This window comes from Vreelandella sp. 2A-K22, assembly GCF_054065485.1.
In genome coordinates this window covers 216,509-238,309 of sequence record NZ_JBSUGC010000002.1, presented here as the reverse complement: position 1 = coordinate 238,309, position 21,801 = coordinate 216,509, and the positions used below count along the sequence as shown (strand labels likewise).

The following is a 21,801-nucleotide window of genomic DNA, read 5'->3' as shown; positions in this document are numbered from 1 at the left end:
GCTGGCGTAGCGCAAAGCGCATTGGCAGTATCAATCGCGAATCCGGTACTCCGCGGAGCGGGCGTGGGCGGTGAGTGATTCACCTCGCGCCAATACCGAGGCGATTTTGCCCAGCTCAGAAGCACCGTCTGCGGAGCAGTGAATAATCGAAGAGCGCTTCTGGAAATCGTAAACCCCCAACGGTGAAGAGAAGCGCGCCGTGCCAGAGGTAGGCAGCACGTGATTTGGCCCGGCACAGTAATCACCCAGCGCCTCGGCGGTGTAACGCCCCATAAAGATTGCCCCGGCATGACGAATATCGTCTAACCACGTCTCGGGGGCAGCCACCGAAAGCTCCAGGTGCTCAGGAGCAATCCGGTTAATCAACGTAATCGCTTCTTGGGCGTCCTGGCAGAGCACTAACGCTCCTCGCTTACGCAGCGACTCACGCACGATCTCTTTGCGCTCTAAGGTCGGCAGTAGCCGCTCAATTGCCGACTCCACAGCATCTAAGTGTCCGGCATCCCAGCTCACCAAGATCGCCTGGGCATCTTCGTCGTGTTCGGCTTGAGAAAATAGATCCATTGCCAGCCAATCGGGATCAGTCTGACCATCGGAAACCACCATAATCTCCGAGGGCCCGGCAATCATATCGATACCCACCTGACCAAATACTGCACGCTTCGCCGTGGCCACATAAATATTGCCCGGCCCAACTATTTTATCGACTCGAGGAACACTTTCAGTGCCGTAGGCAAGGGCGGCTACGGCCTGAGCGCCGCCGATGGTAAACACATAGTCGACTCCCGCCAAGTGAGCCGCTGCCAGCACCAACTCATTGAGCACGCCATCCGGCGTAGGCACGACCATAACGATTTCGCGCACGCCGGCCACATGGGCAGGAATCGCATTCATCAGCACTGACGAGGGATAGGCAGCTTTGCCGCCAGGAACATAAATACCGGCGCGATCCAGGGGGGCAACTTTCTGCCCCAGTACCGTGCCGTCTGCTTCTTCGTATTGCCAGGAGCTGGGCTTCTGACGCTCGTGGTAGCACTTAATCCGCTCGGCGGCGCTGGAAAGCGCCTCGCGCTGCTCAGCAGGCAAGTTATCAAACGCTCTTTTCAACTGCTCGGGCGTTAACTGCAATTCGTCCATCGAGGTAGCCGCAAGTCGGTCAAAACGATTCGTGGCTTCCACTACCGCAGCATCGCCGCGCTGCTTTACACTGGCAAGAATTTCTTCGACCCGCGCCTGCACCGCTTTGTCAGACACCCCTTCCCAATCTAACAGCGCATCAAGTCGATGGTTAAAGGCATCATCGCTTGTCGATAGGCGTGAAATCGTTGCAGTCGTCTGTTTGCTCATGGGTTCACTCATGGGTCACCTCACATCATTCGGCAAGCTGGGTCTGACGCTTTTTGACCGCACTGTCCAAGCGCTCTAGTAACGGCTTAATACGCTCATGCTTCATGGTCATGGCGGCCTTATTCACCACCAGCCGGGTGCTGATATGGGCAATAAGCTCACGCGGCTCCATACCATTCGCCCGCAGGGTATTGCCAGTATCGACGATATCGACAATTTCATCGGCGAGATTCATTAACGGCGCCAGTTCCATAGCGCCATAAAGTTTGATCACCTCAGCCTGAATTCCCTGCTCGGCGTAGTAGCGTCGCGCCACGTTAACAAATTTCGTTGCCACCCGACGCCGGGCACGGGCTGGCAACTGGCCGGTCACACCCGCGGTCATCAACTTACAGCGGGCAATTTCCAAATCCAACGGCTCATAAAGCCCTTCGGCACCGTGCTCAAGCAGCACATCTTTACCTGCGATACCGACATCGGCTGCCCCTAGCTGAACGTAGGTGGGCACGTCGGTGGCACGGATAATCACCAGTTTTACGTCGGGCAAGTTGGTATCAAATAGCAGCTTACGACTTTTGCTTAAATCCTCTGCAGGTGTAATACCCGCATCGGCCAGTAGTGGCAGCGTCTCTTCCAGAATACGGCCCTTCGAGAGGGCTAAAATCAGTTGCTTACTCATCGTGTTGCCCAGTGGTTATTAGCATGCAGGGGCTTAGCAGCAGAGACTCAGTAGAAATGGTCTAGCCAGGAATACGGCGAATGCGCGCACCCAGCAGCTGCAATTTCTCTTCGATACACTCGTAGCCACGGTCAATGTGATAGATGCGGTCTACTAGAGTTTCCCCCTCGGCCATCATGGCCGCAATCACCAGCGAAGCCGACGCGCGCAGATCGGTTGCCATTACCGGTGCACCGGAAAGCTTCTCGACCCCCTCAATCAAGGCGGTGTTGCCCTCCAGCACGATATTGGCGCCCATTCGGTTAAGCTCTTGAACATGCATAAAGCGGTTTTCGAAGATCGTCTCGACCACCCGAGAGTGCCCCACGGCCACAGCGTTCATGGCCACGAACTGCGCCTGCATATCGGTTGGGAACGCTGGATAAGGCGCAGTACGAATATTCACCGCCTTAGGACGCTTGCCGTGCATATCCAGGGCGATCCAGTCGTCTCCACTGGTGACTTCCGCACCCGCCTCTTCCAGCTTGGCAATGACCGCGTCCAGGATATCGGCCCGGGTGCGCTTGACCTTCACCCGTCCGCCAGTCATGGCGGCGGCAACTAGAAAGGTGCCTGTCTCGATACGGTCGGGCATGACATCGTGCTCGCAACCGTGCAGTTTTTCGACGCCTTCGATAGTAATGGTGTCAGTGCCTTGACCGCAGATTTTAGCGCCCATTTTGATCAAGCACTCAGCCAAGTCGACAATTTCAGGCTCGCGGGCAGCGTTTTCCAGAACGGTTTTGCCATCGGCTAGGGTCGCCGCCATCAGCAGGTTTTCGGTACCGGTCACTGTCACGGTATCAAAGTAGATAGTTGCCCCTTTTAGACGACCGTCCACCCGCGCGCGGATATAGCCAGCCTCAACGCGAATCTCCGCCCCCATGGCTTCTAAACCGCGAATATGCAAATCCACCGGGCGCGAGCCAATGGCGCAACCACCGGGTAGCGATACATCGGCTTTACCGAAGTGGGCAAGCAGAGGGCCCAACACCAGTATCGAGGCACGCATTTTCTTAACCAGCTCATACGGTGCGTGACACTGAGTGACTTGGGAGCCATCCAACTGAATACTCAGCTTTTCGCCCATCACCGGCTCAACGCCCATGCGGCCGAGCAGTTCTAAGGTGGTGGTAATATCCTGTAAGTGCGGCAAGTTACCAATCACCACGGGGCCATCGGCCAACAGGCTGGCACACAGAATAGGCAGCGCCGCATTCTTAGCGCCACTCACCCACACTTCACCGTCTACCGATCCATTGCCGGTAATGATTAATTTATCCATGGGGCGACCGTTATTGAACGTTTTCCGGTGCAGTTTGCCACTGCACCGGGGTAAACGTTTTGATGCTAATAGCGTGGAGCGCACCCGAGGCGATCTCATCACTCAGCGCAGCGTAGACAAGCTGCTGACGTTTGACCGGAGAGAGACCTTCAAAGGCATCGCCAACCGCAATCACCTGAAAATTACAGCCTTCACCCTGGATATGGAACTGACATCCGTCGATACGGGATTCAAGCAGTGCTTTTACCTCGTTGGGTTGCATGGCGCAGAAAACTCCTTTGGGGTCATCGTTATTAATGAACGTAATTGGGTCGACATAATAAAGAAAAGCAGTGCGCTTGGCGATGCCGGAGCGTTAAACGGCCAGAGTAGCCGCAGGCTGATCGATCAAAGCATCCAACTCAGCCAGGGAGGCAAGTCGGCGTAGCGGCGCTGAAAAAAGAATGGCTTGGATATGGATACCGCGCTGCCGACAAATTCGGAGCCATTCAAACAGCACGCTAATGGCAGCGCTGCTAGCCTTCTCAATGCGACTAAAGTCTAAGCTAAGCGAAGTTAGCTCGGTGTGCTTGAGCCATTTAACACCACAGGCGGCCAAATCGGCCGCCAAGGATACCTCCACATCACCTTCCACCAGCAAGGTAGTGTTTTCTACACTAACCGTTACACTGGGGCGTGAAAACAGCACTGTCACGCATCGCCTCCCTGCTCAAGCTCTTCAACGCCCACTTCAGGTGACCATCCGTCAATAACCGCGTCATAATCACGATTGTTATCGCGCATGGCTTGGTCAAACTGATTGCGGAACGTCAGACCTAGATTAATACCGTTAACGATCACGTTAACCACCCGCCACTCGCCGTCGGAGAGTCTCAGGCTATAGCTTACGGGGTACACCTTGCCGTTATTGGCCACCACTTCCATGGCAACGCTGGCCTGGTCGTCATAGCGCTGAGCCTGCTGGGCATTCAGCACCCGCAGCTCATCATAATCAAACGTCACTAGCCCACGAGTATAAGTATCAATCAGCGTTTGGCGAAACACATCGACAAAACGACGGCGCTGCTCCGGGGAAGCGTTGCGGAAGTAGTTCCCCATCACGCTGGCCCCGATATAGCGGAAATCCGCCACTTGTTCGAGGTTGCTATCCACTAACGCCTCAAGCTCGCTAAGATTATTGGCGTAATAATCCTTGCGACCTTCGAGTTCCGACATCAGTGACTCAACGTTATCGCGAATCATTGCTTCTGGTGTCTGAGACTGCGCCTGTGACTGCAGTGGCACCATTAACGCCGCCATCATCATTACCACCAATAACCAACGACCCATCATCAAGTTCACTCCATTCATAACCATCATCTCCCCACCCGGTATTGCACTGGGCCCGTTATTACACTGGATTAGTGCCTGCCGTTTGAAACACTAGTTAGTTGCCATATTGGACACAAACTGCTGGATAAGTTCTTCCAACACCAGTGCCGACTGGGTGTCACGAATCGTATCGCCATCCTCAAGCATTTCAGGGTCGCCGCCCACGCTAAGGCCAATGTACTGCTCACCTAATAAGCCTGCAGTCAGGATCGAGGCAATCGAGTCTTTGGAGAGCTGACCCTCAAGCTCGCTATCCAGGCTAAGAACGACCCGCGCATCGAACCACTGCGTATCCAGCTCAATGGCTTCTACCCGCCCCACTGTCACACCCGCCATGGTGACCCTGGCACGGGGTTTTAAACTACCAATATTGGCGAAGTTGGCCTCTAACTGAAACGACTGCGTGGGCGCTGAGAGCGTCAGTCCACTCACACGTAGGCCGAGGAACACCAGCCCCAGAATGCCCGCCACCATAAACAGGCCCACACCGAACTCCATGGTTTTACTGCGTTTCATGAAACTGCTCCAGCCATTAAAGGCCGCCAAACATAATGGCGGTCAACACAAAATCAAGCCCCAATACTGCAAGCGACGAATACACCACCGTGCGCGTAGTAGCGCGGGAAATGCCTTCAGAAGTGGGCACCAAATCATAACCTTGAAATACCGCGATCCAGGTCACCACCAAAGCAAATACGGCGCTTTTGATCATGCCGTTACCGATATCACTGATAAAGGCTACATTGGCCTGCATGTTGCTCCAGTAAGAGCCCTCGAAGACGCCTAGCCACTCCACGCCCACCAAGTAGCCGCCCCAGATGCCCACGACACTAAACCCAACCGTTAAAATAGGCAGTGACACAAAGCCTGCCCATAGGCGTGGCGCCACCACGCGGCGCAGTGGGTCAACACCGATCATCTCCATGCTGGTGAGCTGCTCTGTCGCTTTCATTAAACCGATCTCGGCGGTGAGCGCAGATCCCGCCCGGCCAGCAAACAGTAGTGCTGCCACCACTGGGGCTAACTCCCTCAATAGCGACAGTGCCACCATTTGTCCCAGCGCCTGCTCAGCCCCGAAATCGACCAAAATGGTATAGCCCTGCAGTGCCAGCACCATGCCGATAAACAGCCCCGACACCAATACAATGGCTAACGAAAGCACGCCCACAAAGTGCATCTGGTGCAACCATAATCGCCAGCCTTCCCGGGAAGGCACGCCGACCACCGACTGGAATAGAAACACGCCCGCTCGACCCAATGCTTCCATTAAGTCGCACCCTCGGCGCCCCAGCCGTGTAACACGTGCGGCGCTATTAGAGAACTTTGACTGCATTAACTCTGCCCTTTATTTACCCTGCATTGGTGCATTTAAGCGCCTTATGTCACCCACTCTAGCGGTTCTATTTAACCGGAGCCCCGCCCAGAATATCGCGATAAAACGCCTCAGCGGGGTAGTGAAATGGTACCGGCCCATCAGGTTCGCCATGAATAAACTGGCTAACCCGGGGATCTTGATTTGTGTCCAGGGTTTGCGGTGTGCCATGGGCTACCACCTGGCCATCGGCGATCAGATAGAGATAGTCCGCAATGCTCAAGGTCTCCTTGATATCATGGGAGACCACCACCGAGGTTAGCTGCAGCGCTTGATTAAGGCGCTTGATTAGCTGCACCAACACGCCCATAGAGATGGGATCCTGACCAACAAACGGCTCATCATACAAAATCAGTTCTGGATCCAGCGCCACCGCACGAGCCAATGCGACCCGGCGCGCCATCCCTCCGGACAGCTCCGCAGGCGTTAAGTGTCGCGCTCCACGCAGGCCGACCGCCTGTAGCTTGAGCAACACCAGGTCACGCACCATAGTATCGGGTAAATCCGTATGCACCCGCAGCGGAAAGGCAACGTTTTCAAACACATCCAAATCAGAAAACAGCGCACCACTCTGAAACAGCATTCCCATCCGCTTGCGTAGCGTGAATAGCGCCTTCCGGGACAGTTTATGAACATCCTGCCCATCAATGAGTATTCGACCACTCTCCGGGGTTAGCTGGCCGCCGATCAGCTTCAGTAGCGTGGTTTTACCGGTACCACTTGGCCCCATGATCGCGGTTACTTTACCCCGCGGTATGGTCATATTCACACCACGGAAAATTTCGTGATCACCACGCGAAAAGTAAAGCTCTTCAATTTCTATAAAGGGTGCATCTGTCATGGATCAGTTGACTCTTAACGAGGCGCGACTAAAGCTGTATAGCATACCCTACTTGCGGCTATCGCAATTAGAAAACAGCGTTTCTAAAACATTATCGAACATTGTACTATAACGCTACAAGGCATTACTGCACGAATGGGCTTTCCTATTGTTCAGGGTTATCAAAGTTGCAAAGGCTTGCTTACCCTCGCCTAAACCTGCTCTCGGCCCTGGTGATGCGGGTATGCCCCCCCAGGGAGTCGCCTCAATTACTGCCTATTAGAGGTGTCGAGATGTTATTCTTACCGGTTACTACTTTTATATTTTCATTTGTTAAGAGAAAACGCTATGCGCCAGCCTATCGCCCCCTCCAGCCTACTACGTGAAAGCGCACTGCGTACGCTACAAATCGAGCAGGCAGCGATTGGAGGCCTTCAGGCTAAGCTAGACGAAAGCTTTGATCGCGCCTGTGAGCTAATTCTCGCCTGCCAAGGTCGTGTAGTGGTGACCGGCATGGGCAAGTCGGGGCATATTGCTGGCAAGCTAGCGGCGACACTTGCCAGTACCGGCACGCCGGCTTTTTTCGTTCACCCCGGCGAAGCCAGCCATGGCGATCTAGGCATGATTACCCGCGCAGATGTAGTGTTGGCGCTCTCTAACTCGGGCGAAACTGCCGAAGTCACTGCTCTGCTACCACTGCTTAAACGCCTGGGCACACCGCTGGTCAGCATGACGGGGCGGCCCCACTCCACGCTTGCCAAGCACGCTGATGCGCACCTAAACAGTGGCGTCGAGCGTGAGGCTTGCCCGCTCGATCTAGCCCCCACCAGTTCCACCACCGCTGCCCTCGCCCTGGGTGATGCACTGGCGGTTGCGTTACTGGAAGCACGCGGCTTTACCGCTGAAGATTTTGCCCTCTCCCACCCCGGCGGCAGTTTGGGCAAGCGCTTACTGCTACGCGTTAGAGACCTCATGCACGACGGCGCACGCCTGCCCCAAGTCGCATTGGGCAGCCCGCTGCGCGACGCATTACTCGAAATTACCCGGCAAGGGCTTGGCTTTACCTGCGTAGTGGATAGCGAAGGACGATTAGCGGGGGTCTACACCGATGGCGATCTACGCCGCACGCTGGATCAATTCCATAATCTGCGCGACGTGCGCGTTGATGATGTCATGACCCGGCCGGGCAAGCGCATAGGCCCCGATATCCTGGCGGCCGAAGCGGTACGCATCATGGAAGAAAGCCGTATTACCGCGCTAGCGGTGGTTGATGAACAACAGCGCCCAATTGGGGCTCTACATATGCACGACCTGCTCGCCAGCGGCGTTATTTAACCCAGCGGCGCCAACACGACCTGCTTTACGAACTGATTGATATGGAGGTTCTATGACCCTACCTGCCTCGCTACTCGACCAACTCCGCCGTGTACGCCTGCTAGCACTGGATGTTGACGGCGTCCTTACCGATGGGCGCCTCTACTTTCAAGCCGATGGTATCGAAATCAAAGCATTCCACACCCAGGATGGCCACGGGCTAAAGCTTCTCAAACGCGTGGGCGTACATGTCGCGTTGATTACCGGGCGCGACTCCCCCATGGTTAGCCAACGCGCGGCGGCACTCGGCATTGACCATGTTCACCAAGGCTGTGAAGACAAGCTGGCCACACTGCGCGGGCTCTGCCAGCGCCTCGATATTGAACTAGAGCAGGTGGCTTATTGTGGCGACGACCTACCCGACCTAGCGGCTATCAAACGTTGCGGCGTCGGCATTACCGTGCCAAACGCGCCGGACTATATGCATACCCACGCCGACTGGACTACCGAACGCCTGGGTGGCCACGGTGCCGTGCGTGAGATCTGCGATACGCTGCTTGAATCTCAAGGACACTGGGGCGCGGTGCTCGACACCTATCTGCACGGCCGCACGTAAATGTTTAAACGCTTTAAAGTACGCCTCTGGTTAGCCGGGCTAGTCATCGCGCTGGGGATTCTGCTGGTATGGCTTGACCCCCGCGGGCCTCAAGACACCAGCATCGACCCCGAAGCACAGGCTCAGGAACCTGGCCACGTGCTGGAAAATGCCGAGATTACCCTATTCGGGGATAACGGCAGTGTCATGCAGTCGCTAAAAACACCGCGCCTTATCCATACCCCGCAGCGCAGCGAAACCTGGACGGAAGAGCCCGAGGCAGTACTGTATGACAGCGAAAACCGTCAGTGGCTGGCCAGCGCCGCTGTAGGCACGCTCAACACCGCTACCCAAGCCCTGCTGCTGTCAGGTTCGGCTCGACTGTTTGCACCAGATGAAGGCTGGCAGCTAGATACCGAGCTACTGCACTATGATGGCCTCGAGCAGCATGCCTGGAGTGACACACCGGTATTGATGCAGCAACCGCCGCAGCAAATGAGCGCTTCACGTATGGACGTTTGGCTTAACACCAGCCAGGTTCGCTTAACGGATAATGTGCGCGGCACGCACCCCCCGGCCACACAACGCTAATAGGAACCGCCATGAAAGCCATGATTTCCCCAGCCCTGCTCTACACTGCACTGTTCGGTTTAGCGATACCTTTATCAGTGTTAGCCCAAACCAACTCATCTTCCCAGGCCCCAGTGGAAGTGGAAGCCGACCGTTTAGATCTTGATCAGCGGGCAGGCACAGCTGTTTATACTGGGGATGTGGACATTCGCCAAGGCGAAATGCAACTGCGCGGCGAGCGGGTAGAGATCGAACGCAACGACGCGGGCGAACTCTCGACAGCCACCGCTACCGGTGAGCGCGCCTACTTGCGCCATCAAGGCGAAGGGCAAGAAGGCCCCACGGAAGGCTGGGCGCGGCGGATTATTTATCACGTCGCCGAGCGTCGCGTAGAGCTGATCGACCAAGCCGAACTGACCCAGCAAGAGGACACCTTTAGTGGCGGTCGCCTTGAGTATTTTATTGACCGAGAAGTGATTCAAGCGCGCTCTGACGTTGATGGCAGCGAGCCCCAGCGCATACGCATGACCCTTCAGCCTGAACAATAGGGAGCCTAGCTGTGGCCACTGCTGACACTGCGCCGATCAAAACCCTTTATGCCCACCACCTGGCTAAAAGCTACAAACGCCGCCGAGTGGTCAAAGACATCAATCTGGAGATATCCCAAGGCAGTGTCGTTGGCCTTTTGGGCCCCAACGGCGCGGGCAAAACCACCTCATTTTATATGATTGTTGGGCTGGTCAAATCCGACGCTGGCAAGGTGGGTATCGACGATGTGGATTTAACGCGCGCCCCCATGCACGAGCGCGCAGCCGCGGGGATTGGCTATCTACCTCAAGAGGCGTCTATTTTCCGCAAACTCTCGGTTGCCGAGAATATTATGGCGATACTCGAGACCCGCAAAGAGCTTAACCGCAGCGACCGCGAACAGCGCCTGGAAGCGCTACTCGAAGACTTCCATATCACCCATATTCGCGACAACCTGGGCATGAGCCTTTCGGGCGGCGAGCGCAGGCGTGTAGAAATAGCCCGCTCGCTAGCCACAGAGCCCGCTTTTATTCTGCTCGATGAGCCTTTTGCGGGCGTTGACCCCATCTCGGTAGGTGAGATTAAAACCATCATTCGTGCACTGAAACAGCGCCATATCGGCGTGCTGATCACCGATCACAACGTGCGTGAAACACTAGACATTTGCGATATCGCCTATATCGTCGGCGATGGGCAAATCATCGCCAGTGGCTCGCCCGCCTCGATTCTCACCAACCAAAAAGTAAGGGATGTGTATTTGGGCGCCGATTTTCGCCTGTAATGTTTTTGCCTTAATTGCCCCTAAATAGCGCTTTAAAACAACTTTACGACCAATGGCATGCTTATTGCACTTGCGCCAAGCACTCACTCGCACTAGGGTGGAGCATTCTGATTAACGAGTGGTTCTCAGATGGTCATGAAAGCTTCTCTCCAACTGCGTATCGGCACACAGCTGACCATGACGCCCCAGTTGCAGCAGGCCATTGCGCTGCTGCAACTCTCTACGCTGGATCTTCGTCAAGAAATTCAGCAGGCCCTCGATGCCAATCCCATGCTGGAGCAGGAAGATGAATTTAGTGAACAGGCTGTCAGCGAGCCTAAGGAAGAAGAGTGGTCAGAGAGCATCCCTACTGAGCTCTCGGTAGATAGCGACTGGTCAGATACCTATCAAGATATGGGAAGCCAGGGGGGCAGCAGCAGCGAAGGCCCCGACTTTGAGCGCCAGGCAGCCGGGCAGAGCCTTCATGGCCACCTGCTGTGGCAACTCGCCATGACCGATTTTAGCGCTCGCGAGCAGCTTGTCGCGGAAAGTTTAATCGACGCGCTAGACGCCAACGGCTACCTGACCCAGCCGCTCAACGACATCCGTGAAGGGCTTCGTGCCCAGGGCATTGACGGGCTAAGCCAGCGCGAAGTGGAAACCATTCTACTCAAGCTCCAGCAGTTTGAGCCGACCGGCATATTTGCCCGTGACTTGCGTGAATGCTTGATGCTGCAGCTCGCCGCTCTCCCCGATGATACGCCACTGCTGGTTCCCGCCCGCCGCTTGGTGCGGCAGTTTCTCGAAGCGCTTGGCAAAGACGATATGCGTCTGCTGAAACGCCGTCTAGGGCTCGACGACGAACAGCTGGCCGATGTCATCCTGCTTATTCGCAGCCTAGACCCACGCCCAGGCAGCGCCTACGGCGACACCGATGACAGCTATGTCACCCCCGATCTAGTCGTCCGCCACGATAATGAAGGCTGGCATTTAGAGCTCAACCCCGAGGCCCTGCCACGGCTGCGCATTCAGCCCGACTACGCCAGCTTGATTAAGCGTGCGGATAAAAGCGATGACAACCAGTTTCTCAAAGAGCACTTGCAGGAAGCGCGCTGGTTGATCAAGAGCCTCTCTAGCCGAAACGATACGCTGCTGCGTGTTGGTCGCGAGATCATTACCCGCCAGATTGGCTTTTTAGAGCACGGCGAAGAAGCCATGAAACCACTGATACTGGCCGACATTGCCGAAGCCGTGGAGATGCACGAGTCGACTATTTCACGGGTAACGACGCAAAAATATATCCATACACCCCGTGGTGTGTTTGAACTCAAATACTTTTTCTCAAGCCAGGTGAGCGGTCAAGATGGCGACAGCCACTCCAGCACCGCCATCCGTGCACGACTCAAGAAACTGATTCAAGAGGAGCCGCCCGGCAAGCCGCTTTCAGACAGCCGCTTAGTGACGCTATTAGGCGAAGGAGGGATTCAAGTGGCGCGTCGTACGGTGGCGAAATACCGTGAAGCCATGGGCATTCCCTCTTCCAGTGAACGGCGTCGTTTGCGCTAACTTCGTTAACGTTTCAGGGAAACTCTCGACAAGGGCTTTGCAACGCGGCAAAAAGGGTTACAATCGAAGTACAGTCCGATGGATAAGGAGCACGTCAATGCAAGTAAATATCACTGGTCATCACGTAGAACTGACTGACGCCTTGCGTGACTATGTCAACGAGAAGCTTGAGCGTGTAGAGCGCCATTACGACAATATAACTACGGTGCAAGTCACCTTATCAGTGGAGAAAGAGCGCCAGCAGGCCGCCTGTACGCTGCACGCCGCAGGTGCTGACTTACATGCGGAAGCCCTAGACAGTGATATGTACGCCGCTATCGACGCACTAGCGGACAAAATCGACCGTCAACTCGTTAAACACAAGGAAAAAGCACAAGCTCGCGCCCAAGGCGCCGGTGTGCGTTAATTCAATGACGTTGGAAACCATACTCCCCCCGGAACGCGTTCTGTTCGACGTCCCCGGGGGCAGCAAAAAAAGGGTGCTGGAGTTTTACAGCACCTTTATCGCCCAAAATATCCCCAGCCTGGACAGCCAAGAAGTGTTTAGCCGTTTAATCGGTCGCGAGCGCTTAGGTAGTACGGGTATTGGTAACGGCGTGGCTATTCCTCATGCGCGTAGCCCCCACTGCAACGCCCCTATCGCTGGATTTTTGAAACTGGCTGAAGCGATCGATTTTGACGCTATCGACGGCGACCCGGTAGATCTGGTGTTTGTCCTGTTGGTACCCGAAGAGGCAGATGACACGCATCTCTCACTACTGGGTCAGGTAGCGACCATCATGAATGATGCGGACACGCGCCAGCAACTGCGTAAAGCAGCCAGCCAGCGCGAACTGCTTGAGCTGATTACCGCCAAAATTCGCGAGCAATCAGCGGCCTAAGGGTCTGAAACCCTGTTCAGGGCAGATCACAGCAGGTTATCCGCTCACCACCCTCAACGCAGCTTGATCAAAGCAAAGAGAGACTCTATGCAACTGGTGATCATTAGCGGCCGCTCCGGGTCAGGTAAATCTATCGCCTTGCAAGCGCTGGAAGATCTTGGCTACTACGCGATTGATAACCTCCCAGCTATGTTGCTGGGGTCGTTGGTGGATGAACTGCGTGACCAGGGCGACCGAGCACATTTAGCGGTGAGTATTGATGCCCGCAATTTGCCGGGAGCTCTGGAGCGCCTGCCCTCTTTATTAGACGAGTTGCGCCAGCGTAAAATCGACTTTCAAGTTATTTACCTGACCACCGATGCGCGCATACTGCTTGAGCGTTACTCAGCAACGCGTCGCCGTCATCCGCTGACCCGCGATAGCGAAATGACGCTGGAAGAGGCGATCAATAAAGAAGAGACGACGCTAGAGGATATTCGCGATCTGGCCGATCTATTGATCGATACATCACGATTATCGGTGCACGATTTACGCCGTCGCATTACCGACCAAGTAGCCCATCAGCGGCGCGACAAGCTGACGCTAACGCTGGAATCGTTTGGGTATAAACGCGGCGTACCGTTAGACGCCGACCTGGTCTTCGATGTGCGCTGCCTGCCAAATCCGTACTGGGATCCAACGCTGCGCCAGTTCACTGGCCGCGACGCGGAAATCGTGGCTTTTTTGAACAGCTATCCGATTGTTGATGCCATGAGCGACGACATCTTGGCCTGGCTAGAGCGTTGGCTACCCGCTTACCAGAATAGCCAACGTAGCTACATGACTATCGCGATTGGCTGTACTGGTGGCCAGCACCGCTCGGTCTATATGGCCGAGAAGTTAGCGGAAAAATTGACTCCTAGCATGGGCGAAGTTCAACTTCGCCACCGCGAACTGGGTCTGCACTACACCATAAGCGAACAGTTGGCCGCTCCCCTCGTCAGCGCTTCCACACCTAACGAGCGGCCAGAGACCTCTTAAGCGCGTCTATCCATTAATGACACCACTCGGCGAAAAGGAACCAGGGTGCCAGAACGCATACTTACACTTACCAATCAACGCGGGCTACACGCTCGCGCGGCGACAAAACTGGTCAAATGCGGCCAACAGTTCACGGCAAAAATACGCGTTTACAAACAGCAACAGGCCGCCGACGCCGCCAATATCATGTCACTGCTGATGCTTGCCGCACCTTGTGGCACCGAGCTTAGAATCACCGCCGAAGGCGATGACGCCGAACAGGCGCTTGAAGCGATTCAAGCGCTGTTCGACGCCCGCTTTGAGGAGGATCAGTAAGCCGCCGCTTGGCTTGTTAGTCCCCCGCCACGGTCATGGCATCAATCAACCAGCTACCCGTGTGAACACTGCCACGGGTATCAGTGTCATCGCCAATACCTACTAAGCCAGCAAACATCCGCTCCAGGTTTCCGGCAATGGTGAACTCTTCGACCGGGTACTGCACCTTTCCATTTTCGACCCAAAAACCTGCTGCACCGCGGGAATAGTCACCGGTCACACCGTTGACACCTTGGCCCATCAACTCAGTCACCCAAATACCCCGCCCCATCTCTTGCAACAAGCTTTCGCGTGATTGCAGTGGCGTTGCTAAACGCACGTTACGTGCCCCACCGGCATTGCCCGTGGTTTGCATATCGAGACGACGAGCGCTGTAAGAAGAGAGCATATAGCTGGCAATGCGTCCCTGATCGATAAAGCGATTATTGCGCGTTTGCACGCCCTCGCCATCAAACGGTGAGCTTGCCGTGGCGCCAATCTCCATTGGCCGCTCTTCGAGACTAAACCAGTCGGGAAACAATGGTGTACCGAGCCGGTCGCACAAAAACGAGGCCTGCCGGTAAAGCGCACCACCGGCTAACCCACCGAGCAGGTGGCCAATCAAGCCACTGGCCAACGATGGGTCAAACAGCACCGGAAAGGTGCCCGTTGGCGGCCGTTTAGCACCTAGCCTGCGCAGCGTACGCATCGCGGCTTCGCGCCCCACCTCAGCGGGGTCACGTAGCGCCTTGGGGTCACGGGCAGAGGTGTAGTCATAATCACGCTGCATACCGCTCGCGTCTTGGGCAATCAGCATGCAAGAAAGAGAGTGACTACTGCCCTTTTGGGTACCTAAAAAGCCGTGGCTATTGGCGTAAACGCGCACCCCTTCGCCACTGGAGAGAGACGCGCCATCTGACTGTGAGATGCCGTCAACGTCTCGCCCCGCCTGCTCGCAGGCAAGCGCTAACTCAATCGCCTCATCCGTTGTGAGCGCCCAGGGGTAGTGCACTTTTAGATCGGGCAACTCAGTAGCCATAAGGGAGGCATCGGCCAGCCCTGCGGCCGGGTCTTCGCCGGTATAGCGGGCAATCGCCAGCGCTTTCTCTACGGCTGCCTGGATCGAGGCACTGCTGGCATCAGTGGATGAAGCGCTGCCTTTACGTTGACCCACGTATAGCGTGACGGCAATGCCTTGGTCACGGGATAACTCAACCGTTTCAACTTCGCCCAGGCGTACGCTAACGCCTATACCCTGATCGACGCTTGCGCCTACTTCGGCAGCATCCGCGCCCAAGCGCTTCGCCAGCGCTAGCGCCTCTTCGGCGCGCGCGGTCAATAGCGACTGCTGCGCGGATGCATCAAATGCCTGTGCCATATGGCCTCCTATTTCAACCGAATGTCTCTCAACCAAAGTCTTTCAAGAGAGTGTCATCGGCGAATCAATGTTGTACTCGCAGCTGGTATAATGCCGCCACGAATCTTGTCTGTGAGTCACACTATGCGTAAGCAACGTCCCGATCCCGTTGAAGTAGAAGAACAGGAAGAACGCCCTAGCAAGTCGCAACTCAAACGCGAAATGCATGCCTTACAGGCACTTGGGGAAACCTTAATCGCCATGCGACCGGCGGAACGCGCCCGTTTCCCCCTCTCTGACGATATGCTACGCGCTATCGAGGAAACCTCGCGTATTCGCTCCCATGAAGGTCGCCGCCGCCATATGCAGTATGTCGGTAAGCTGATCCGTAAAGAGGATCTTACCGCCATTCAAGCCGTGTTCGACTCCATCGACCAGGAGCAAGAGCAGCGCGACCACGCGTTCCACCGACTGGAAAAATGGCGGGAACGCTTAATTGACGAGGGCGATGCGGCAGTTGACCTGTTTATGGCGGAGCACCCCGACGCCGATCGCCAGACACTGCGTCAATTGATTCGCAACGCCCAGCGGGAACGCGAACAGGGCAAACCGCCGACCAGCTCGCGCAAGCTCTTCAAACACCTGCGCGAAACCCTCGCACTTTAAAAACAGCCTCTTTAAGACCGCTTTTCAAGACCGCCTATCAAGACTGCGTGCCGCCGACGGTCAGCTCATCCAATTTCAGGGTGGGCTGGCCCACACCCACCGGCACGCCCTGCCCTTCTTTACCACACACGCCAATACCGGTATCCAGCGCCATATCATGGCCAATCATGGAAACACGCTGCATCGCTTCCGGCCCGTTACCAATCAAGGTGGCGCCTTTCACCGGCGCCGTCACCTTACCGTCTTCAATCAAGTAGGCTTCGCTGGCAGAGAACACAAATTTGCCAGAGGTGATATCCACCTGCCCGCCCCCAAAGCTCACCGCGTAAATACCGCGCTTAACGCTTTTGATAATATCGCTGGGCTCATCTTGGCCCGCAAGCATGACCGTATTCGTCATGCGCGGCATCGGCAGGTGGGCAAAGGATTCGCGTCGCGCATTGCCTGTGGGGGCCATACCCATTAAGCGGGCATTGAGTTTGTCCTGCATATAGCCAGTCAATATCCCGTCTTCGATAAGCGGCGTGTATTGGCCCGGCGTGCCCTCGTCATCCACGCTCATCGAGCCACGGCAATCCGCTAGTGTCGCATCATCGACAATCGTCACGCCTTTTGCGGCCACGCGCTCGCCCATTTTGCCAGCAAAGGCGGAACTGCCCTTACGGTTGAAATCCCCTTCCAAACCATGGCCGACGGCTTCATGAAGCAAAATTCCTGGCCACCCCGACGCCAGCACCACAGGCATTTGCCCCGCGGGCGCATCGACGGCTTCCAGGTTGACCAGTGCCTGACGCACCGCCTCTTTGGCGTACTGCTCGGCAACTTGGTCATCGCGCAGCTTGGCCATGGAGTAACGGCCACCGCCGCCCGCACTGCCGCGTTCACGACGACCATTTTTAACCGCGATAACGCTGACATTAAAGCGCACCAGCGGGCGAATATCCGCCGCCAAGGTGCCATCGCTTGCCCTCACCAGCACTACTTCGTAGGTACCTGAAAGAGAAGCACTCACTTGACTGATGCTCGGGTCTGCAGCACGCGCGATTTTGTCAGCCTGTTTTAGCATGGCGACTTTGTCTTCCGCGCTTAGCCCGGCCAGGGGGTCGATTCCCGCATAGCGCGACATGGCGGATACCGGGCGCACCAACTGTCCAGGCAGACGTTGACCGCTGCGGACGATGCCTGCCGCCGTGCGGCCGGTGTCCATTAGCGCATCGGCCGTTATTTGGTTGGAGTAGGCAAAGCCAGTCTTTTCACCTGCCAGTGAGCGTACGCCGACGCCACCGTCAATATTGTAGCTGGCCTCTTTTACCTCTCCATCCTCCAGTACCCAGCCCTCTTGCCAGGTACGCTGGAAATAGAGATCGGCATAGTCAATGCCCGCGCCCATGGCGTAGCCCAACCCCGTTTCCAGAGCCTCTAAATCGAGCCCTCCGGGGGTCAACAGAATGGCGGCGGCCGTATCTACATCACTTTTATATGCGGTCATTGGGAGCCTTCTAAAGTAACCTGCGGCGAAGTCCAAGGGCCTCGCACGCGATAATGGAGTGTCGTGGCGCGATCTAAGGCGTCGCCAAACAGCTGGTCAGCAAGGAACAGCGCGCCACCCACGATGGGTGCGCCAACGGCAATCGCCGCGATCGGTAAACTTTGCGTCACTGGTAGTGTGACGCCAAGCCGCTGGTCAAGTTCACGCGTCACCAGGTTGACACTGCCGGTAAGCGTTAGGGTGGTGGCCGGAGTATCAATTTGCAATGGCCCGCGCAGCGTCAGCAACTCACCAGTAACATCAGCCGTCCCCTTAACACGGTCAAATGCCGTGCCACGGCCGGTAACGTCGGAAAAATCCAAGCGTAGACGACGTAAAATATTATCGAAATTGAGCAAGCCAATTAAGCGCGCAGGTGCCGATTCCAGAGTGACAAAGCGGCCATCACGAATGTCGGTACTGATATAGCCATCTGAGCGGCTTAACTCCAACTGCCAGGGCGCCCCCGGCCAATCAAGCGAAGCAGCCACATCGGTACTTCGGCTACGCATGGCCACCGGTTGGTCAAGACGCTCAAGGGCGGTGCCGATGTCGCCACCCTGAATCGTAATGTCCGCACGGGTATGACTGGAAACAGCGTCCCCCTCCCAGTAAAGCTCACCTCGCGCAGAGAGCTGACCCAGGGTTAAGCCAACGGGGGTAAGCGAAAAACGCTCGCCGTCAGTTTTCCAGTAAGCAGTCAAAGGGCCGAAGCGGCGCGGCCCCATAGCAATTTCGGCTAAGCGTAATCGTCCATTGGGCACATCGGCTAGCCAATCAGGAATGGCCACAGGCACCTTGCGCTGGGTGTCGACCGTTTCCATCCAGGAGTCTGGCATCGGAGCATCGCTGTCGTGTTCAACATTGGCTAACGCCAGCAAGCGATCAAGCGCCAGCGCTTCAATGGCCACATCTAACGGTTGCGGTGATTGAGCATCGTACAGTAAATGCCCAGTGACCAGATTACCGCTTAGCCCCAAATCGATCCGGCCATCGTTCACGCCTCCCGACGCGTTAAGGCTGCCTAAACACTCCCTTTGGTAAACCACACAGGGTGTGGCTAACGAGACCGCCAACGGTATTTGAGTACCTCCACCCGACGCACTGAGCAACCCGCTGGCCATTAGCGGTGAAATCGCCTGCTGCCACGCTAGCGGGTCAATGCGAGGTAGGGCAGCATCGATACTAACCCCTGGCTGGGAGGGCCAGTCGGGCAGGCGCACCGCCTGGCTGCCTAAATTTAGCGTCCCGGCAAGCGAGCCATTAAGCTGTTGCAGTCGTGCAGAAGCGATATCGGCTAGGCGGCTTTCGATACGTTTTGTGTCCATATCGGCGGTTAATGTCCAGGGCCAGGCCTGCTGTGGCGATTTTGCAAAGGGCTCGGGAAGATGACTGGTGACGCCGACTAAACGACTCTCCAAGCGCAGGATGGGCGTTGGCGTTAGGGCGACACTGCCCTGCCACTCTAGCGGTCCTTCTAGCGGCATACGCCCTTGACTATCCAACCCTGCAAGCCCAAAAAGCGCCCCAGTGGCGACACTCCCCTGCAGCTGTATGTCGTTGCGTTGAGTATCAATATCAGCGTTGATAGGGCCTCCCAGCAACTGCCCACTAACCTCACCGACGAGACCTGAACTCTTCCCGTTTTGAAGCCAGGCGAGATCCCCCTCAACCGATTGAAGACGTAGATCGAGCGGTTTATACACCACTTCCGGAAAGCGTGGCCGAGCATTGATTTCCAGTTGCAGCGCTTCAGGGTTTGCCAACGGCAACGACAACGCAATATCGCCGTTAACGCCACCCGTTACGCGCAAATCACTTAGTGGGGAAAGATCAATCTCGGGCATTGCCTGTAAAAACGATATCAGCGCTGGCCCATCCGATTTTAACTGCCCCGAAAGGTTGAGCGTCTCATCCTCCATCACCACCTCACCCTCTGAAGCAGTGATGCCATGGCTCTGGGCGTTATCAATTTCAGCTTCTAACACTCTGTTTTGCCACTTTAAGCGCCCCTCGACGTCGTCAAGACGTGGCCAGCCTGGCGCGATCGGCAAATGTCCTTGGGTCACCGCCAGAGCGAGCGTTGCAGTAAAGTCGTTGGCGGTCGCCCCTTCGCCTAACGGTTGGCTAAGCTGCAGAGAGCCCTCGCTCACGTAGCCACCAATATCATTAAGCAGCCATTCGCGAAGCTCGTCATCCATGACGCTGAGCGGCAACCACTGGGCCAGCGGACGCTCAACAGCATCCACGTCACTGAAATTGAGGTCTAAACCAAAATGCCCGCGCTGATTACCCGTCACCAAACCAAAGCCGCCCGCTATCTGGGCGCCGTCCCAGTCGACGCTTAGGCGCTTGCCACTCACCATGGTATTGGGGCCGTCGTATACCCACTCCACTTCCCCTTCAGCACGTCGCAGTTGCATGGGAGCGGCAAAAAACTCAGGAAAGTAGAGAGTGCTTTCACCGTTGCTGCTAAACAGCACGCGGCCGCGTAAATCCCGCGCCTGTACCCAGGCATCCAGCGGGCCTCCGCCCGGTGCCTGCTGCCACGGTGAGACCTCCACGCCGGTTAACGCCGCATCCACTCCCCAGTGACCATCCTGCTGCCCCACGTGCAACCCCTCGACTTGCCCACGGGGAGCAAGGGTTTGCAATACCCGGGTGACGGATTCAGGGAGCAATACGTAGTCACGCCAAGCGGTCAGCGAGGCAAGCTCAAAGGCGCTGGTGCGCACTTCCCACTGTCCTGGTTGGTGGGTGGCATGCCAGTGGCGTGGCAACGCTGGCCCAACGTTACCTCCAGGGGGCTGGGCCCACTCAACGCTCTCCGCGTCGCCGCTTAGCCACGCCTCACCACCTTCGCCGTCGCGCTGCCACAGGCCATTAGCCTTAATATCTCTTAACACCGCGTACTGAACCTGGTGGCGAAGCGTCAACTGTGGAACGTCGACGGCAACACGAGCTTCCTCAAGGCGCCCGGTGGTCCAACGCCCCCATAGCCGCGCACTGCCCCCGGCTTGCTCTAAATAGGCGGCATGATCAGGCCGAAACATATCCGCCAGAACCACTAACTGATCAAGCTGAATATCCAACTGCAGTGCTGCCGAAAAATCGCTAAAACCTCGTCGGCCGGGCTGCATTTCGACCTTCATTTCCGCCGCAGGAAGGTCTATATCGCGAGCCTGCTCTAACGATGGGGCAATATTGATGGCGCCCTCTAACCTTGTGCGCCGCTCATCACCGGTCAGCAGCAGTGTCTGAGCATGCAGCATCACGGTGTCGTCTTTGCCGTGCAGTACAACCCGCGTGTCATCCACCCACAGGCGTTGGCGTAGAATCAAGCCCGCCCAGCTATCAATTGTGGCCAGATCCACATCGGGTTCTGCCGCCATCAATAGCGGTAACTCCGCAGGCTCAGGCCACTGTAAAGACCTCCCCGAACCTTGATAGAGGTGAAACTGTGTACCACTGATACGCGCATCACTAAAAATCGGTGCCAGATTGGCAAACGACGCCCAGGTATCTAAGCGCAGCCCCGCATGCTCAAGGGAAAAGAGTGCTTGGCCATCGGGGGTTTCCGCGTTCACCCCGTCAAGCCGTAGCAGTAGATCGCTACGCGCTAGCGATAGCGATAAGCGCTCGATGGTCACCGGCACGCCAATGCGCGCCTCGAGTAACGCTTCAATGTGGGGGGTAAGGGCATCGGATTGGCTGATCGCTAGACGCAGCAGCAACAGCAGCACAGCCGCGCTGCCCAAAAGCCAGGCCGCTATCAGCAAACTCCAACGCACCAGCGAACGAGTCAGCAT

General features: G+C 56.3%; 23 protein-coding genes. 11 read left to right on the top strand and 12 right to left on the bottom strand.

What is annotated here, in order from left to right:
* Window positions 1-30: 30 nt before the first annotated feature.
* The 9 genes from hisD to ACW17M_RS03355 form a co-directional block, all read right to left on the bottom strand.
* A complete protein-coding gene (hisD, locus tag ACW17M_RS03395; protein ID WP_022523924.1) occupies window positions 31-1,347 on the bottom strand; it encodes a histidinol dehydrogenase in 1,317 nt (438 codons plus the stop codon).
* 25 nt (window positions 1,348-1,372) lie between these two features.
* Window positions 1,373-2,026, bottom strand: coding sequence for an ATP phosphoribosyltransferase (hisG, locus tag ACW17M_RS03390; protein WP_022523925.1), 654 nt, complete (start codon window positions 2,024-2,026; stop codon window positions 1,373-1,375).
* Between the two features lie 61 nt (window positions 2,027-2,087).
* Complete coding sequence (murA, locus tag ACW17M_RS03385; RefSeq protein ID WP_022523926.1) at window positions 2,088-3,350, bottom strand: UDP-N-acetylglucosamine 1-carboxyvinyltransferase; 1,263 nt, start codon at window positions 3,348-3,350, stop codon at window positions 2,088-2,090.
* Window positions 3,351-3,360: 10 nt separating this feature from the next.
* Complete coding sequence (locus ACW17M_RS03380; protein ID WP_022523927.1) at window positions 3,361-3,612, bottom strand: BolA family protein; 252 nt, start codon at window positions 3,610-3,612, stop codon at window positions 3,361-3,363.
* Between the two features lie 93 nt (window positions 3,613-3,705).
* Complete coding sequence (locus ACW17M_RS03375) at window positions 3,706-4,044, bottom strand: STAS domain-containing protein (protein WP_027959089.1); 339 nt, start codon at window positions 4,042-4,044, stop codon at window positions 3,706-3,708.
* Complete coding sequence (locus ACW17M_RS03370; protein ID WP_081742670.1) at window positions 4,041-4,682, bottom strand: MlaC/ttg2D family ABC transporter substrate-binding protein; 642 nt, start codon at window positions 4,680-4,682, stop codon at window positions 4,041-4,043. The genes ACW17M_RS03375 and ACW17M_RS03370 overlap by 4 nt, the downstream gene beginning before the upstream one ends.
* Window positions 4,683-4,772: 90 nt before the next feature.
* Window positions 4,773-5,237 (bottom strand): outer membrane lipid asymmetry maintenance protein MlaD, encoded by a 465-nt coding sequence (gene mlaD, locus ACW17M_RS03365; protein WP_022523930.1) that lies wholly within the window; start codon window positions 5,235-5,237, stop codon window positions 4,773-4,775.
* 16 nt (window positions 5,238-5,253) lie between these two features.
* Window positions 5,254-6,054: a lipid asymmetry maintenance ABC transporter permease subunit MlaE gene (gene mlaE, locus ACW17M_RS03360; protein WP_035539165.1), complete on the bottom strand. Its 801-nt coding sequence runs from the start codon at window positions 6,052-6,054 to the stop codon at window positions 5,254-5,256.
* Window positions 6,055-6,121: 67 nt separating this feature from the next.
* Entirely contained in the window at window positions 6,122-6,934 is an 813-nt protein-coding gene (locus ACW17M_RS03355) for an ATP-binding cassette domain-containing protein (protein WP_027959086.1), read from the bottom strand.
* Window positions 6,935-7,261: 327 nt separating this feature from the next.
* Here ACW17M_RS03355 and ACW17M_RS03350 point away from each other — a divergent pair, with 327 nt between their 5' ends.
* The 10 genes from ACW17M_RS03350 to ACW17M_RS03305 all read left to right on the top strand — a co-directional run bounded on the left by ACW17M_RS03350 (window position 7,262) and on the right by ACW17M_RS03305 (window position 14,462).
* Window positions 7,262-8,248 carry a KpsF/GutQ family sugar-phosphate isomerase gene (locus ACW17M_RS03350; protein ID WP_022523933.1) on the top strand — a complete coding sequence of 329 codons (987 nt, stop codon included), beginning with the start codon at window positions 7,262-7,264 and terminating at the stop codon, window positions 8,246-8,248.
* 52 nt (window positions 8,249-8,300) lie between these two features.
* Complete coding sequence (locus ACW17M_RS03345) at window positions 8,301-8,843, top strand: KdsC family phosphatase (RefSeq protein ID WP_022523934.1); 543 nt, start codon at window positions 8,301-8,303, stop codon at window positions 8,841-8,843.
* Window positions 8,844-9,413, top strand: coding sequence for an LPS export ABC transporter periplasmic protein LptC (lptC, locus tag ACW17M_RS03340; RefSeq protein ID WP_009287775.1), 570 nt, complete (start codon window positions 8,844-8,846; stop codon window positions 9,411-9,413).
* Between the two features lie 11 nt (window positions 9,414-9,424).
* Window positions 9,425-9,940, top strand: a complete 516-nt coding sequence (lptA, locus tag ACW17M_RS03335; protein WP_009287774.1) for a lipopolysaccharide transport periplasmic protein LptA — start codon at window positions 9,425-9,427, stop codon at window positions 9,938-9,940.
* 11 nt (window positions 9,941-9,951) lie between these two features.
* Window positions 9,952-10,701, top strand: a complete 750-nt coding sequence (gene lptB / locus ACW17M_RS03330; protein WP_022523936.1) for an LPS export ABC transporter ATP-binding protein — start codon at window positions 9,952-9,954, stop codon at window positions 10,699-10,701.
* Between the two features lie 129 nt (window positions 10,702-10,830).
* Window positions 10,831-12,246 (top strand): RNA polymerase factor sigma-54, encoded by a 1,416-nt coding sequence (locus ACW17M_RS03325; RefSeq protein ID WP_027959083.1) that lies wholly within the window; start codon window positions 10,831-10,833, stop codon window positions 12,244-12,246.
* A 97-nt stretch (window positions 12,247-12,343) separates the two neighbouring features.
* Window positions 12,344-12,652 (top strand): ribosome hibernation-promoting factor, HPF/YfiA family, encoded by a 309-nt coding sequence (hpf, locus tag ACW17M_RS03320; protein WP_007114683.1) that lies wholly within the window; start codon window positions 12,344-12,346, stop codon window positions 12,650-12,652.
* Window positions 12,653-12,656: 4 nt separating this feature from the next.
* A complete protein-coding gene (locus tag ACW17M_RS03315) occupies window positions 12,657-13,127 on the top strand; it encodes a PTS sugar transporter subunit IIA (RefSeq protein WP_039859784.1) in 471 nt (156 codons plus the stop codon).
* A gap of 87 nt (window positions 13,128-13,214) precedes the next feature.
* On the top strand, window positions 13,215-14,147 hold the full coding sequence (rapZ, locus tag ACW17M_RS03310; RefSeq protein WP_022523939.1) for an RNase adapter RapZ: 933 nt from the start codon (window positions 13,215-13,217) through the stop codon (window positions 14,145-14,147).
* 45 nt (window positions 14,148-14,192) lie between these two features.
* Window positions 14,193-14,462: an HPr family phosphocarrier protein gene (locus tag ACW17M_RS03305; RefSeq protein WP_027959080.1), complete on the top strand. Its 270-nt coding sequence runs from the start codon at window positions 14,193-14,195 to the stop codon at window positions 14,460-14,462.
* 16 nt (window positions 14,463-14,478) lie between these two features.
* Here ACW17M_RS03305 and pmbA read toward each other — a convergent pair whose 3' ends face one another.
* Window positions 14,479-15,819: a metalloprotease PmbA gene (gene pmbA / locus ACW17M_RS03300; protein ID WP_027959079.1), complete on the bottom strand. Its 1,341-nt coding sequence runs from the start codon at window positions 15,817-15,819 to the stop codon at window positions 14,479-14,481.
* Window positions 15,820-15,942: 123 nt separating this feature from the next.
* Between pmbA and yjgA the strand changes: the two genes are divergently transcribed.
* A complete protein-coding gene (yjgA, locus tag ACW17M_RS03295; protein WP_039859781.1) occupies window positions 15,943-16,464 on the top strand; it encodes a ribosome biogenesis factor YjgA in 522 nt (173 codons plus the stop codon).
* A gap of 37 nt (window positions 16,465-16,501) precedes the next feature.
* Here yjgA and tldD read toward each other — a convergent pair whose 3' ends face one another.
* The gene (tldD, locus tag ACW17M_RS03290; protein ID WP_457546910.1) at window positions 16,502-17,953 is read right to left on the bottom strand and encodes a metalloprotease TldD; all 1,452 of its coding nucleotides are present in this window, start codon (window positions 17,951-17,953) and stop codon (window positions 16,502-16,504) included.
* The gene (locus ACW17M_RS03285; RefSeq protein ID WP_457546909.1) at window positions 17,950-21,801 is read right to left on the bottom strand and encodes a YhdP family phospholipid transporter; all 3,852 of its coding nucleotides are present in this window, start codon (window positions 21,799-21,801) and stop codon (window positions 17,950-17,952) included. Before ACW17M_RS03285 ends, tldD begins: the two co-directional genes overlap by 4 nt.

Coding starts and splice junctions, on each gene's coding strand:
- ACW17M_RS03370 (WP_081742670.1), bottom strand. CDS start 4,682: ATGATGGGTCGTTGGTTATTGGTGGTAATGATGATGGCGGCGTTAATG.
- ACW17M_RS03345 (WP_022523934.1), top strand. CDS start 8,301: ATGACCCTACCTGCCTCGCTACTCGACCAACTCCGCCGTGTACGCCTG.
- lptC (WP_009287775.1), top strand. CDS start 8,844: ATGTTTAAACGCTTTAAAGTACGCCTCTGGTTAGCCGGGCTAGTCATC.
- hisD (WP_022523924.1), bottom strand. CDS start 1,347: ATGAGCAAACAGACGACTGCAACGATTTCACGCCTATCGACAAGCGAT.
- ACW17M_RS03380 (WP_022523927.1), bottom strand. CDS start 3,612: ATGCAACCCAACGAGGTAAAAGCACTGCTTGAATCCCGTATCGACGGA.
- murA (WP_022523926.1), bottom strand. CDS start 3,350: ATGGATAAATTAATCATTACCGGCAATGGATCGGTAGACGGTGAAGTG.
- lptA (WP_009287774.1), top strand. CDS start 9,425: ATGAAAGCCATGATTTCCCCAGCCCTGCTCTACACTGCACTGTTCGGT.
- hisG (WP_022523925.1), bottom strand. CDS start 2,026: ATGAGTAAGCAACTGATTTTAGCCCTCTCGAAGGGCCGTATTCTGGAA.
- hpf (WP_007114683.1), top strand. CDS start 12,344: ATGCAAGTAAATATCACTGGTCATCACGTAGAACTGACTGACGCCTTG.
- tldD (WP_457546910.1), bottom strand. CDS start 17,953: ATGACCGCATATAAAAGTGATGTAGATACGGCCGCCGCCATTCTGTTG.
- rapZ (WP_022523939.1), top strand. CDS start 13,215: ATGCAACTGGTGATCATTAGCGGCCGCTCCGGGTCAGGTAAATCTATC.
- pmbA (WP_027959079.1), bottom strand. CDS start 15,819: ATGGCACAGGCATTTGATGCATCCGCGCAGCAGTCGCTATTGACCGCG.
- ACW17M_RS03285 (WP_457546909.1), bottom strand. CDS start 21,801: ATGCTGACTCGTTCGCTGGTGCGTTGGAGTTTGCTGATAGCGGCCTGG.
- ACW17M_RS03315 (WP_039859784.1), top strand. CDS start 12,657: ATGACGTTGGAAACCATACTCCCCCCGGAACGCGTTCTGTTCGACGTC.
- ACW17M_RS03355 (WP_027959086.1), bottom strand. CDS start 6,934: ATGACAGATGCACCCTTTATAGAAATTGAAGAGCTTTACTTTTCGCGT.
- ACW17M_RS03325 (WP_027959083.1), top strand. CDS start 10,831: ATGGTCATGAAAGCTTCTCTCCAACTGCGTATCGGCACACAGCTGACC.
- mlaE (WP_035539165.1), bottom strand. CDS start 6,054: ATGCAGTCAAAGTTCTCTAATAGCGCCGCACGTGTTACACGGCTGGGG.
- mlaD (WP_022523930.1), bottom strand. CDS start 5,237: ATGAAACGCAGTAAAACCATGGAGTTCGGTGTGGGCCTGTTTATGGTG.
- yjgA (WP_039859781.1), top strand. CDS start 15,943: ATGCGTAAGCAACGTCCCGATCCCGTTGAAGTAGAAGAACAGGAAGAA.
- ACW17M_RS03350 (WP_022523933.1), top strand. CDS start 7,262: ATGCGCCAGCCTATCGCCCCCTCCAGCCTACTACGTGAAAGCGCACTG.